The following is a 13400-nucleotide window of genomic DNA, read 5'->3' as shown; positions in this document are numbered from 1 at the left end:
ATAACTTATCTTCACCACACAGAAAAGCACGACGAACACAGTGATAACAGGAGTCTCATCTAATCAAATTTTTACAGCACAGTATCTATTTCGTCCCTGGCGTTTCGCCTCGTATAGAGCCTCATCTGCAGCTTTGAGAAGAACTTTACCTGCAATTCTGTGATTTGGAACAGTGCAGGCGATTCCGATAGAACAACTGATTGGAGAACTTCCTTCTCCCCAGCTGGGTGAAATCTCTGAGATGGCCTGTAGCAGAGATTGTGCAATGGCCGATGACGTTTTCTCATCCGTGTCCGGCAGCAGGATCAGGAACTCTTCCCCGCCAAACCTCACAACAGTATCGGTGACCCGTTGCACTTTTTGTCTAAGCACTGAAGAGGTCTCCTTCAGACAAATATCACCTGACAAATGTCCATACTTGTCATTGATTGATTTGAAATGATCGAGATCGATCATCAGCAGACTCAAGGGTATCTGCAGGCGACTGCATCGCGACCACTCTTCAATAAAGTGTCCATTAAAGTACATACGATTGTAAAGCCCGGTGAGTGGGTCAGTGATACTGAGTTTTTCCAACTCTATCGCACGATCTTCAGCTTCTTTTTTACTCCTGATTGCAGCCCAATAGTCTCTTCTTGAAACACGCGCAGCCTCAATCACATAGATCGTAGAAAAGAAGGCCAACACGGCAAGTAAATGATCTTCGTCTCCAAAAAAGAACAGCCCGATGGTTATGGTAGGAACGTAGATCAATAATGGGTAGATAGTGCTGGTGAAAAAAGAGATGCTGAGAATTGCCGTACCACCAAGAGCAAACGCTGCAAGGATAACCATATAAGGGTAATGTAACTCTTTGTATAGACTGCCATAAATGACCCAAGCAGACATCACCCCCCAGTGGAGGGCGCTGAATAGAACTATCCCAACAAGTATGCGGTACCTTTGCCTGGGGTTAGCTGAAGGGTCTGCTCTGAAAAGTATGTAGTGAATACCGCGGGCTACAGCGGTTGCGCCAAACAGAAGGGTGTTTGCGTAGAAGAACAGTGGGGTGCGCTCGTCCATCCCAACCCATAATGCAGAGATCACCCAAACCCCCAGGTAGATAACTATGCCGCCACGGGCACGAAGGGTCAAGTCTTTGTATGCCTGTAGCTGTAAACTGGTAGGATCCTGCATATAGTCGAAACCCTGAGGATGGTAGGCGCTTCGCTCCTCCATGCACTTTTACTGGAGCGTTTCAGCAAACTAATCGCAATCGCGGCACTATAGATCGATTGCAGGGTTCGTATGAGTTTGCATCTCATATGGTATTAAGGAACATCTGAATAAGTCCAGACCGAACAGAGTGTCGACCAAAATGGTCCGATTCGAGGTGCAGGCCGATGGTAATAGCCCGCTACTGCGAGGTTCTTTAACGCCGAAATGGCACATTCTGGCAGCAAGATTTCGGTTCACAACTTTTTCAGTGTTTCCTCAAGTATGGACTATTTATAGAGCTGTGCAAATTTTCACTTATGCGAATACAACAGCTACTACCAGGGCCTGTTAACACTTATCCAGATCCCAAGGGCAATCAATAGACAATCATAACTGTCACTTATAGCGAATCAGTCAATTGAGATGTTATAGTGATGCAATGAATAACCTCTTAAAGAACCTATAATCAATTCCAGATCGAGTGTTTGTTGAGATAAATGGCTCTGGTTCAAGATACAAAGTGCACTAAATAGTCCACTATTAAAAAGCTTTTTAACGAACAACCAAAGGGTACCCACTAAATCGCTTTCAAGAAGTTTTCTAGCAGCAATTACCAACCGGCATTATTAAGGGCACCTCTATTAATTATTGAAGCAACGGAAATAAATCTGTCCGCTGGATCTTTATTTATTTCAGAACAATAATACTTACATAAAACGATAGAATCTCAGGAGAAATTTGAACAATTTAAATATCTCTAATCTGAAAAAATTAGTTTAAAAAAGTTGAGGTAGTCGTATCATTTTTTATTTGCGCTTTCGCTAGTCTCTCCAGTTACTTTTTGCCAGTTACCTGGGCACCCTCTGCATTCGCTTCCCGTTCAACCCGATTCTTCCCCTTCAGTTTCGCTTGATAGAGTGCTTGATCAGCACTATGAATGAAGCCGGAGAGGTTCTGTTGACCATCCCAAATGGCCACGCCAATGCTTGCAGTGACCTGGTACTCGGGCACTTTACTACTCTCAAATGAAGCAATAGATTCAATCAGACGTTGAGCAATTTTCACAGCATCATCAATATGGGTTTCCGGTAAAGCAACAATGAACTCCTCTCCCCCATATCGACCCGCGAAATCACTGCTACGCACTAACTCGCGGATTATTGAAGCAACTCCCTGAAGTACCTCATCACCTGCCAGATGACCAAACTTGTCATTTATCGCTTTGAAGTCATCGAGATCACACATCATTAAACTGAGGTTTGAACCTGCACGTTGGGCTCGTTGCATCTCCGGTTGCAAACGCTCATTAAAAAAACGGTGATTGTAGAGGGCTGTCAGACCATCCCGTTCAGAACGTGCCTTGTAAAACTCTTTCAGCTGATGAATCTCCAGGGTTTGCTGATCAACCAGCCTGTGCAACCTTCGTGATCCATAGATGATCCCCAGGTAGAGAAGTATCTCTATCACAACGAATCCGACTACTCCATAGATAAGGTTCAGCTGTAGCTGCCGTTTAAACGCAATGAACTCATCTGAAACATCCATCAACATCACCACCATGCCACCTTGCTTCCTGTTTATGCTAGCGTTGGCTTGGTAATCATAGAGCGGAAAGTGTGTTATGGCATACACCCGTCCTTTGTGACTGATATTAAAAGTGCGAAGTTCTGACTTGTAGGGCATCAACTCTTCACAGTTTTCAACTATCGCTGCAACAATAGGATTCGAGATAGCTTCGACATAGCAGGAAGACTCGTTCGACAATTTAACGATACGTTTTTTAATCGACTCAGGCCACATTGCTGAGTGAACCAATGGTTCATTCAGCAACACCATCGTTTCCACGCCGGTCTGTCGGTTAATCTTCTCCAAAACAGTTTGATAGGAAGTACCAACCTCCAACACACCGATCAGATTTTTCTCCTCACCTTTTTGTTCTGACCAAACCGGCGTTACCCCACGCAATCCCGCGTAGACTCTGCCCACTTCAAAGCCAATTTTGGATTCCTGGTCACGGTAACTGTCAACAATGATATGTCGTATCTCATCCATTCGATCACCAAATTTCTGTGGTTGGTGAACACGTAGAAAACTCAGAGATCCCGGTCCCAGATGGAATTGAAGTTGCCTGGCATCATACTGCTCCATCATTGGTAACCAGCTGGGAGAGATAACCCGGTAGAGTTCACCCCTGACCTCCGCAGCTCGCAGCCCACCCGCACCGCCCCCCTCTTCGGAGACAGCCTCTTTGCCTGCCAGAAACAGCTGCTGGATCTGTTTCTGATTTGAGACATAGGTTGCGAGCTGCAACATACTCTCATAGACCAAATCGAGAGTTAGATCGTAGGAGTGTTTGAGATTTTCGCCATTGCGGCTCAGACTGAGGTTGAGCGCGCGTTGACTGGCATAGTAGTTGATACCGACAAATATCAAATCACTGATAAAAATCAGTAGTGTCAAAAACTGGAAAAGTTGCCGACTCTTCATCCGCTATTCCAACTATCCGCCCTACATCCAGAGCCACTGCACCTCAACTGCCTGTTTCAGCAGGACCCCCACTTATGCAGAGATCTTGTGGCGATAGATTGGAATCAGTTTACACACACCATAAACAACTGATCCAGGTTTAACCGTCCATTAACTGACCGATATCAAACACCGTATAAATAGCTCAACCACTGAAGATAAAATACCCTTCTCTATTAACGTTAACAGACCCTGGCACAAAGGATCATTGATCACTCCAATGTTACCCCTGCATAGGCAATTCCTGCCAAATGTGCCATTTCGCGATCGAAAGTAGTGAGATCATCTAAACAGAATCCACTGAGATGATCATGACCACAAGCACGGGCCATCACCTGCATCAACTCAGTTGAAGCACGAAAAAAGTTATTTAACTGTTCAGCGCCCTTCTCAATTTTCAGACGTTGTCTCAATTCCGCTTTCTGGGTAGTGATACCCACCGGACAATTGTTGGTGTGGCAGGCTCGCATGCCCAGACAACCTATCGCCTGAAGCGCTGAATTGGAGAGTGCAATAGCATCGGCACCTAAGGCAAGTGCCTTGATAAAGTCTGCAGGTAATCTTAGACCGCCAGTGATTATCAGAGAGACATCATCTCTCTCTTTGCTATCCAGATAGCGGCGAGCACGAGCCAATGCCGGAATAGTAGGCACAGAAATATTATCCCGAAAGATTAATGGTGCAGCACCGGTGCCCCCACCTCGCCCATCCAATATGATGTAATCGACACCTATGCTCAAAGCGGCTTCGATATCCCTTTCAATGTGCTGTGCTGAGAGTTTGACCCCAATCGGTATACCCTCTGTTGCTTCACGCACGGCATCTGCAAAACGTCTGAAATCATCGATCTGTTCCCAATCGGGAAACCTGGAGGGTGAAATGGCCGACTCCCCCTCCTCAAGCCCCCGTACCTCTGCAATACGCCCATTAACCTTATCACCCGGCAGATGTCCTCCGGTACCGGTCTTAGCACCCTGACCACACTTAAAGTGGAAGGCCTGACTCCGTTGCACCTTGTCCATGGAAAAGCCAAATCGTGCCGATGCCAATTCGTAGAGATAACGGCTATTGGCCGCCTGCTCATCAGCTAACATCCCGCCTTCCCCTGAACAGATGCCGGTACCAGCCAGCTCGGCTCCCTTGGCCAGGGCCACCTTGGCCTCTTCTGAAAGCGCTCCGAAACTCATATCAGAAACAAACAGGGGACAATCCAATTGCAGCGGTTTTTTAGCTTTTGGACCGATCACAACCTCTGTACCTACCGGATGATCGTCTAGCAGTGGCAGCCGATGCAACTGCCCAGTCAGCAGTTGTATCTGCTCCCATTTCGGCAACTCATCCCGAGGTACACCCATGGCGCCGACGCGTCCGTGGTGTCCCACCTTTGACAGGCCATGCTCAGCCAGATGCTGGATATACTTATAGTGTGGCTCTTCTGCACCACCATGGAGATCCTTATATAACCCCTGATACTTGGATCGATTATAGGGTTGTGGGTTTTGTTCAGACCAAGCCCTTATTTCATCTTCGTCTACCCAGACCTGGCCTGCTTCAACCCAGGCGTGAAAGCGATGCAGCTTCTCTGCAGGATTGTAGGAACTGACTCCAGTTTTATAACCATAATCCCAATCGTGCAGGCCACAGATAATATCCTCACCCTGAATTCGACCATCAGCCATCAGAGCCCCGCGATGAGCACAACGACCATATAGAACAGATACCTGCTCCTGGTCGGGCCAACGAATAACAACCAGATCCACATCTGCGACAAGTGCATAAGTCGGTTTATGCGGTTCAAGTTCTGACCAGGAAAGAATGGCGTTTTTTTTCATTGAGTCTTCCTCAGTTCTTTTTTTGCCGTTGTTGAAAAAATTGCATGCACCACCATCGACAAGATCATTATGTCGTTATTTTGGACATCTTTTTTTGAGTGCAGATTATGTAAAGACTAGCTTAAATCAGATCAGTCAGTTCACTTCAGCAAATATGGATATGCCGGTGCTGTCAGGTTAACCCTCCTTTGCTTCAGAAGTAGCTCTAATGCCCCTCTTCCTTGGTGGTGTATAGACTAGTGTGGTGCGTCATATAAACCCTGTATTTAGAAAGCCGCTCAAGCCGTGAGTGCAAGGCGCAACCCGCAGGTAATGGTTGTTCCCTTACCAAGGGGTGCAACGCCGCAATCGCGGCTTGAGTGGCTTCCCGCAGCGCGAGGCAGGTGATTTAAACGCAAACTGAGATTGGCCTTGTCTAAATATAGGGTTTATATGACGCACCACACTTCAGACAGATAGATACTTGACGTGAAGGGATTCACTAATGCCGCGAGCGCATGGATGCTCAGCAGCGGTCGATGTTGAACACACGCTTCAAGCACTGCTCCCAGTTCATGGCCTGGTGATGGTTTTCGCTCTTTAGCGGAGGAGTTGAATACTGCCTATTTGTTAAACATAAGGCGCATGAATTGTCTGCACCTTTATTGAATCGTCTCTCGCGGGGTTATCGCTTAGACTTTTTTCAACGCATGCAGGATGGCAGGATAATCATAATCTTCGACGCACTGAGTCAGATTCTTATTGAGATCATGATCATATTCATCCACCTGTTTGATGACATAGTAGATACGTTGAATCTCCAGGCTCTCAACTGCCTCTTGTAAATCAAAGCGAAGCTCATCCGGCAGTTTTGATAACATCTCCGGAGTTAAAGCACGCCGCTGCTGTTTGGCTTCGACCAGTTCATCATGCAGGAAGCGTATCTCCAGATGCTTCGACAGTTGAGCGTAAATTTCATCGGGATGGTAAGGTTTGCCGATAAAGTCGTCAACGCCGGCTTCGAGCATCTGTTCGCGCTGCTCCTTGAAAGCCGAAGCCGTCACAGCAATGATCTTAACCTCATCACCGTTGGGCAGACTGCGGATTTGTCGAGTTGCTTGCTCTCCATCCATCACAGGCATGCGCCTGTCCATAAAAATCAGGTGTGGTTGCCAACTTTGGTATAGCTCCACGGCCTGTTTGCCGTTTTCAGCGACCTTGTCCTGGAGCCCCGCGTGATGTAACAGGCTACTTAACAGTAGCTGGTTATCAATCTGATCCTCGACAATAAGGATACGATATTCTGGTTGTCCGGGAGCAATACCCACAACTCTATTAGCAACTTGTTGCTCAGCTTGGGTGATATCTGTCTCCATGGCATCGGTCAGGGGCAGGTCGATTGTAAATACCGAGCCTTTGCCTGGCGTACTCTGAAGTTCGATGCTGCCATTCATCATCTGCACAAATTGGCGTGATATTGTCAGTCCCAGCCCTGTCCCCTTACGATCCCCTTTTTCACCTATCTGCACAAAGGGGTTGAAGATACGTTTTTGATCCTCCACTGCAATGCCTGGACCCGAGTCCTCAACCACGATTATCAGATGTGAGTGTTTGTTCTGCCTGGATCCAAGTATTAAGTTCACACCACCTTGATCGGTATACTTGATAGCGTTTCCTATCAAGTTGATAAGTACTTGACGCAGTCGAGACTCGTCGCCGACGATGTAACGTGGAAACTGAGAAGATTGATCGATAACCAGTTCCAGTCCTTTATCCCTGGCGCGCATCTGCATAAGTTCTATGACATCGAGCACCATGCCACCCAGATCAAAAGGAGCATTGCCAAGCTTTATACCACCAGCCTCGATCTTGGCCATTTCCAGAACATCATTTATCAGTGTCAGAAGATGCTCACCACTGCGATTGATGATATTGACGTTGTTCCTCTGCCCCTCCGGCAGCTGGGGATCTTCACGAATAATGCTGGAGAATCCAAGTATGGCATTGAGTGGCGTGCGCAGTTCATGACTCATATTGGCCAGAAATGCGCTTTTAGCCTTGTTTGCAGCCTCAGCTGCATCGCGTGAAATACTTAACTCCTCTGTGCGCTGTTTGACGGTATCTTCCAGCTGAGCGTGGTAGCGCATGAGCTCATCCTCTGCCCGCAGACGTTCGATCTGTCGCCACATACCCTCCATCAGCAGACTTAGCTGTTGCTCATCACTTGCGCTATAGTCCTCATCCTTGTTACCGACACCAGCCAGTAAAACGATTTTATCGCCGACGATCACCGGCAGATTCATGTGACGAATCAGTTTTATGTGACCTTCAGGCGTACCCCTCTTCCATGGATTTGGCCCGCCGTAGTCATTAGTGATAATAGGGCGATGCTGGCGTACAGCTTCGCCCCATAAGCCGGAGGTTTCTACAGGAAAGATCATCGGCATGTCCGGTATACTGCACTCATCCATCGCCTCCTGAGACCAGAACTGTACGTTAAGAATGGTTTCATTTTCATTCATCAAACCCAGATAACCCAACTTACTGCGGGTCAGACGGATCGCCGCCTCGTAGGTAAAACGCATCAGCTCATCCTCGCTCGCATCGGTCATCTGATTTAAGTGAAGTAGTGCCTGCATCCGCTCTGCGTTGAGCTTGAGTGTCTCCTCTGCCTCCCGCTGTATGGTGATATCGAAAAGGGTACCGTCGAGGTAGAGTAAATTTCCATCATCGGAAAAAACACCTCGTCCCTGTTCATGCACCCATCGCAGGCCGCCGTCCTGTGCGATCAGGCGATAGTCCAATTCGTAGCGACCCTGCTTAGTCAGGCGACGAGTTATTCTATCTGCAACACGCTGGAGGTCATCTGGATGAATGATGCTGGCGAAGGTGCGAACCCGATTATTCAGAAAATCATCGGCGGGATAGCCGGTGATCCGTTCGATTCCTGCACTGATAAACTCCATGGTCCAGTCAGGATCGTTGGCGCATCGGTAGATGGCGCCGGGACTGTTGTCGAGGATATTTGCGAGTCGCAGCTGGCTTTCGCGCAAGGCCACTTCCGCCAACTTACGTTCGGTGATGTCATTGAAATAGCCTTGGTAGTGCGTGACCTCTCCATGCGCATCACGCCGCACAACAATAAAGTCGTAGACCCAGCGGCTATCGCCGCTTGAGGTAAGCACTCTAAACTCCAGTGAGAAGTGAGGTTCACCCGCTTTGCTGTGAGCTTCAACCTCCTGCTTGACCTTCTCGATATCGTCCGGATGTATGAGCTCAACGGCAAGCGCTCGCTCGCGCATTATTTTCACAGGATCATAACCCAGCTGATCCTGTATGTTTGGCGAGACATACTCCAGAGGCCATCCCTCTTCGGCACTTAGCAGATAGGCCATGTTTGGTCCGGCGATGAATAACTCACGCTCTTTTTTTAGAGCTTCCTCTGTCAGTTCCCGTTGGGTCACCTCCATCTGTAGCTGCCTGTTGGCCATCATCAGCTCTTCGGTCCGCGCGTTGACCTCCTGCTCTAAACCTTCAGTCAGCTGTTTCACGCGCAGGTGGATACTGACCCGGGCCAACATCTCTTCTGGCTGAAATGGCTTGGTGATGAAATCCACCCCACCTGCTTTAAACCCTTTTACTTTGTCACGCTGATCTTCCAGGGCGCTGAGGAAAACTATGGGTATAGAAGCGGTTCTTTGATCGGCCTTGAGCTGACGACAGACTTCGTAACCATCCAGCCCCGGCATCTTGATATCCAGCAAAATAAGATCGGGCAGCGTCGACTGGACGAACTCCAAAGCCAGCTCACCGTCGGAGGCAGGATAAACCGCATAGCCATGTTCGACGAGCAGGTTCATCAATAACCGAAGATTTGCACTGCTGTCATCAACAGCTAATATCTTGTTGAATTTATCAGGGTTCATTAGTTTCCCCTGTCTTGTTCTTCGTCTGTGGCTCTGTCTTGAGTGAGCGGATCAGCTGTAAAATTCTGCTGAATTGAAGTTCCTTGACGACTGGAGACAAAGCGTCTGCGAGGGATGGCTTAAGCGTGCGTATCTCTTCAATCGAGCGGTTTACCGCATCCAGATCGATCCTTGAAAGTCCCAGCTCCAAACTACTCAGCAGTTCATCGGGCAAGGTAGATAACTGTTTCGCATCCAATGGCACACCAGCGGTGGGCGCTTTATCATCAGCATAGATGAATCTAACGCCCAGGTTATGGCTCAGGGTGTCAAGAATATCGGCAATGGTATAAGGCTTGCGGATGAAATCATCACAGCCTGCCGCAAGAATCTCCTTACGCTCCTCCTCCAACGCATGGGCCGTGAGGGCAACAATATAAGTTTGCTCGCTGCTATCGCTTGCCTTGATATTTCGGGTAGCTTGCAATCCATCCATCACCGGCATACGGATATCCATGAAGATTAGATGAGGATGCCACTCCTGAAACGACTCAATCGCTTCCTGACCATTAACGGCTTCCCTCAAATCGAAACCCAGAGGATCAAGCAATTGGTGTAGCAGTAATCGGTTCTCCGTCTGGTCCTCGACAATAAGGATGCGATAGACAGGCTGCCCGTCGGCAACTCCCAGGACCCGGCCACGCGCCGTTGCTGCTGGAGTCGTCGCGGAAGGAATCACAGTCACCGGTATCTCGAAATGAAACAGCGCTCCCTTACCCAATTCGCTCTCGATATTAATCTCTCCCTTCATCAGATCGACATACTGTTTGCATATGGCCAGCCCCAAGCCGGTTCCTGCCTCTGCCGGTGGCCTGTCCCCCAACTGAACGAAAGGTGAGAATATGCGCTCCTGATCCTCTGGCCTGATACCGGTACCGGAATCCTCCACCTCGAATCGAAGCAACGCCTGTTCCGCACTCTCCTGGCTAACCAGCAAGGCATTGAGTGAGACGCTGCCGCGACTGGTGTATTTGATCGCATTGCCGATCAGGTTGATTAAAACCTGCCTCAGCTTAGCCCCATCGACGGAAATGTTGCGCGGAAGGTCGGCAGACTGCTGCAAAATAAAATCGAGACTCTTCTCAGCAGCACGTACATACATTAACGATTTCAGTTCCAGCAACAGTTGATGCAGATCGAGATGAGACTCCTCCAGTACTGTTCTACCGCTCTCGATCTTGGAGATATCCAACACATTGTTGATCAGATCCAGAAGGTGCTCACCGCTGTGGGTGATGATATCCAGATTCTTCAGCTGCTCGCTGCTGACGTCCGGGGCGTTCTTCATCAGTTGAGAGAAGCCCAGCACCGCGTTCAGGGGGGTACGCAGCTCATGGCTCATATTGGCCAGAAATACGCTCTTGGCCTTGTTCGCGGCCTCGGCGACATCACGGGCTTTGATAAGCTCCGATGTACGCTCCTCAACCAGCTCGGAGAGGTGATCTCGATGTTGTTGCAGCTCACTCTCCCGTTGTGCCAGGGTATTCAGCATGGAGTCGAAGGCATTGCCGAGCTTGGCCGCCTCATCCTCTCCTTCAAGGCGAACCCTCACCTCACGCTCGCCTCCCTGGATGGCATCGGCCACTGTCTGAATTGCATAGAGGCGGCGTGTCACCCGCCAACCCATGATTGCAACCGCCAGGGATCCGATAACAACGGCCACTGCACCATGAAGGATGCTGCTCTGGGTAATCTCCTGCAGGCGCCTCATGGTGGTCTCTCCGCTAAGACCGACCCGTACCCAGCCGATTTCACGACCTGCAAGCACCACCGGAGTGATGACATCCACCAACTCCGTTGTATGGCTGATTATGCGGGCACCCGACAGACTATCACCCGTCTCCTGGAAGTCCTGCAGGTACTTACCCACCAGCGAGGTGTCGCTGTGAGCCAGCACTTGCCTCTGGGGAGCCAGGATCATGGCAAACATGAGATCGGGATAGCGGCTCTGGGCGTCGATGATCTCCTGCAGACCCGAATAGTCTCGCGCCGCCAGCCAACCGGAGGAGGTGGTAGCAATATTATTGGCCAGGGCGGTAGCGTGCTCTGTATGGCGATCGAGCAACATCTGCTGTTCCCGATCGGTGAGATAGATGACGAACAGCGCCATAGTGATCGATATGAACAGCGCCACGCCAAGGATAAGCTGTCCGCGCAGAGTGCTGAAAACCTGCGCCAGGGAGTGCTTGATCAGATTCATTTTTGTTCCACAGGACGCACCTTCTCCTCGAAAACGGCAACATAGTCTCGTACCTTGTTGTAACTGGCGTCGTCAGCTGCGTGAAAGCGGGCAGTCTCCATGGCATTGAGGATATCCCTTCCATCTGGGGTTTCATCGAGACCAAGCAACAGGGCTTGTACCCTATCCCTCAGTGCTGCGGGAATATCGTCCCTCACCATGATCGAATTGTTCATCAGAGGGGGGGTCTCCCAGATCAATTTAAGCTGTGCGGCCTCAGCGGGGTGGTCTTTCTGGAACAGGCGCCACGGCGGTGGCCAAGTGGCGCCGGCGGCGGATTTCCCCAGGTAGGCGTTCATAATCGACGACTCCTGGGAGCCCACGTAGACGTTTGTGATCTCCTGATTGATATCGAGCCCCTGCTGGTAGAGAAAATATTGGGGCATGATGCAGGCCGCCAACGCCGTGTGGGAGGGATAGCTGACCACTTTACCCTTGAGTTCGGAGGGAGACTGGATGCCGCTATCCTTGCGTACGATGAAGATACCCTTGAAGTCATTGGCATCTCCTGCCATGGCGATCACTTTATACCCCTTCTTGATGGCCTCCAGTGTTTGCCACGGATTGGGCAGGAGGAACTCAGGGGTACGGGCACGAAATTTCCGCTCATAGGCCTGGTAATCACGCGATGCCTCGAGAACAAAACCGGCTTCGGGAATCTCAGCATTCAGATATTCTATGAGAGGGTGGTAGGCCTCGGCCAACTTCTTCGGGTTGTGCAGTGGGTGGATAGCGAGGTGATAGAGAGGTTTGGCGTTATCAGTAGGACCAGCGCCATATTCCGGACTGGAGGGAGGTGGTGCAGAAGTGTCACATGCGACAGCCGTCAGCATCACCAGCAGTAGGGCCGTAATTAAATATAGAACTCTCATGCCTGACCTCGAACCAATTGATGGTGTCCGGTGTGTGAGGAAATATCCAAGTCGCCAGAGATGTTGGGAAGTGAGGGTTTCGTTTTTATCTCTTTGCGCACAAATCCCCTCGAATGGATGCAGGCCAGTTTCCAGGTCGATATTTCCATGCCCATCAATACACGGATGCAGGACACCCCGCTCGAGGTCTGCCCCGGTGAATCGTCCCCTCCATGGGAGCTGCTTTGCAGGTTTTGCTCCTGTTAAAAGCCTCATAGGATTGCTCCTTTACGCTGCGCATGGCAACGTCAGGTGAGTATCCTTACTTGCTGATTCCAGGGATGTTATCACCAATGGCAAAGCGCCTTGATCTAACCCCTTCCGCTTTTTGGAAGGTCATGGGTGAAGGGAAGGAAGATACCCATCCCAGCCCCATCAGGCTGCTTTGTTGGCATTGAGCGGCGCGCTGATGACTCCCCTTAAACGGAAAAAAGAACTGCCGCCGTTTCAGCTCATCATTTTGTGCCGACGAGTTAACTAAATTATAGCCTGTTTTCCCAGCTCATCACCTTGCTGCCAACCTAGACAAATCAACATGACAAAACCAGTTTAATCAGGACAGGCATCATTTGAAGGAAGAAAACAGAATCCCCAGCTTCCATTTGCTTCTATTGGTATAAAATTTTCACCACAATCGACTGACCCAGGAGGTTCAGCCGTTTATCATCTTCTAATTGAGTGATCTAGATTTGAATTTCCCGAATAAGGATCGAGAAGCATCCTACCAATGCGCTTTGATTGGCATAAATGA

General features: G+C 49.4%; 6 protein-coding genes. All 6 read right to left on the bottom strand.

All coding sequences use genetic code 11. From position 1 onward, the window contains the following. Positions 1 to 63: 63 nt before the first annotated feature. A complete protein-coding gene (locus AC4IFB_RS05485; protein WP_490779609.1) occupies positions 64 to 1218 on the bottom strand; it encodes a GGDEF domain-containing protein in 1155 nt (384 codons plus the stop codon). A gap of 813 nt (positions 1219 to 2031) precedes the next feature. Next, entirely contained in the window at positions 2032 to 3684 is a 1653-nt protein-coding gene (locus AC4IFB_RS05480) for a diguanylate cyclase (RefSeq protein WP_490779608.1), read from the bottom strand. 251 nt (positions 3685 to 3935) lie between these two features. Continuing rightward, positions 3936 to 5555: a glutamate synthase-related protein gene (locus AC4IFB_RS05475; RefSeq protein WP_490779607.1), complete on the bottom strand. Its 1620-nt coding sequence runs from the start codon at positions 5553 to 5555 to the stop codon at positions 3936 to 3938. A 671-nt stretch (positions 5556 to 6226) separates the two neighbouring features. Next, positions 6227 to 9460 (bottom strand): response regulator, encoded by a 3234-nt coding sequence (locus AC4IFB_RS05470; RefSeq protein ID WP_490779606.1) that lies wholly within the window; start codon positions 9458 to 9460, stop codon positions 6227 to 6229. Next, the gene (locus AC4IFB_RS05465) at positions 9450 to 11699 is read right to left on the bottom strand and encodes an ATP-binding protein (protein WP_490779605.1); all 2250 of its coding nucleotides are present in this window, start codon (positions 11697 to 11699) and stop codon (positions 9450 to 9452) included. Before AC4IFB_RS05465 ends, AC4IFB_RS05470 begins: the two co-directional genes overlap by 11 nt. Then, positions 11696 to 12865: a phosphate/phosphite/phosphonate ABC transporter substrate-binding protein gene (locus AC4IFB_RS05460; RefSeq protein ID WP_490777069.1), complete on the bottom strand. Its 1170-nt coding sequence runs from the start codon at positions 12863 to 12865 to the stop codon at positions 11696 to 11698. Before AC4IFB_RS05460 ends, AC4IFB_RS05465 begins: the two co-directional genes overlap by 4 nt. Positions 12866 to 13400: the final 535 nt, after the last annotated feature.

Source organism: Candidatus Thiodiazotropha sp. AKIB8, assembly GCF_058244675.1.
The sequence above is the reverse complement of the archived record's forward strand: the minus strand, read 5'-3'. Positions and strand labels throughout refer to the sequence as shown.

What these genes read in the sequence shown, in the direction of transcription:
- AC4IFB_RS05485 (WP_490779609.1), bottom strand. Translation starts at nt 1,218, where the DNA reads ATGGAGGAGCGAAGCGCCTACCATCCTCAGGGTTTCGACTATATGCAG.
- AC4IFB_RS05480 (WP_490779608.1), bottom strand. Translation starts at nt 3,684, where the DNA reads ATGAAGAGTCGGCAACTTTTCCAGTTTTTGACACTACTGATTTTTATC.
- AC4IFB_RS05475 (WP_490779607.1), bottom strand. Translation starts at nt 5,555, where the DNA reads ATGAAAAAAAACGCCATTCTTTCCTGGTCAGAACTTGAACCGCATAAA.
- AC4IFB_RS05470 (WP_490779606.1), bottom strand. Translation starts at nt 9,460, where the DNA reads ATGAACCCTGATAAATTCAACAAGATATTAGCTGTTGATGACAGCAGT.
- AC4IFB_RS05465 (WP_490779605.1), bottom strand. Translation starts at nt 11,699, where the DNA reads ATGAATCTGATCAAGCACTCCCTGGCGCAGGTTTTCAGCACTCTGCGC.
- AC4IFB_RS05460 (WP_490777069.1), bottom strand. Translation starts at nt 12,865, where the DNA reads ATGAGGCTTTTAACAGGAGCAAAACCTGCAAAGCAGCTCCCATGGAGG.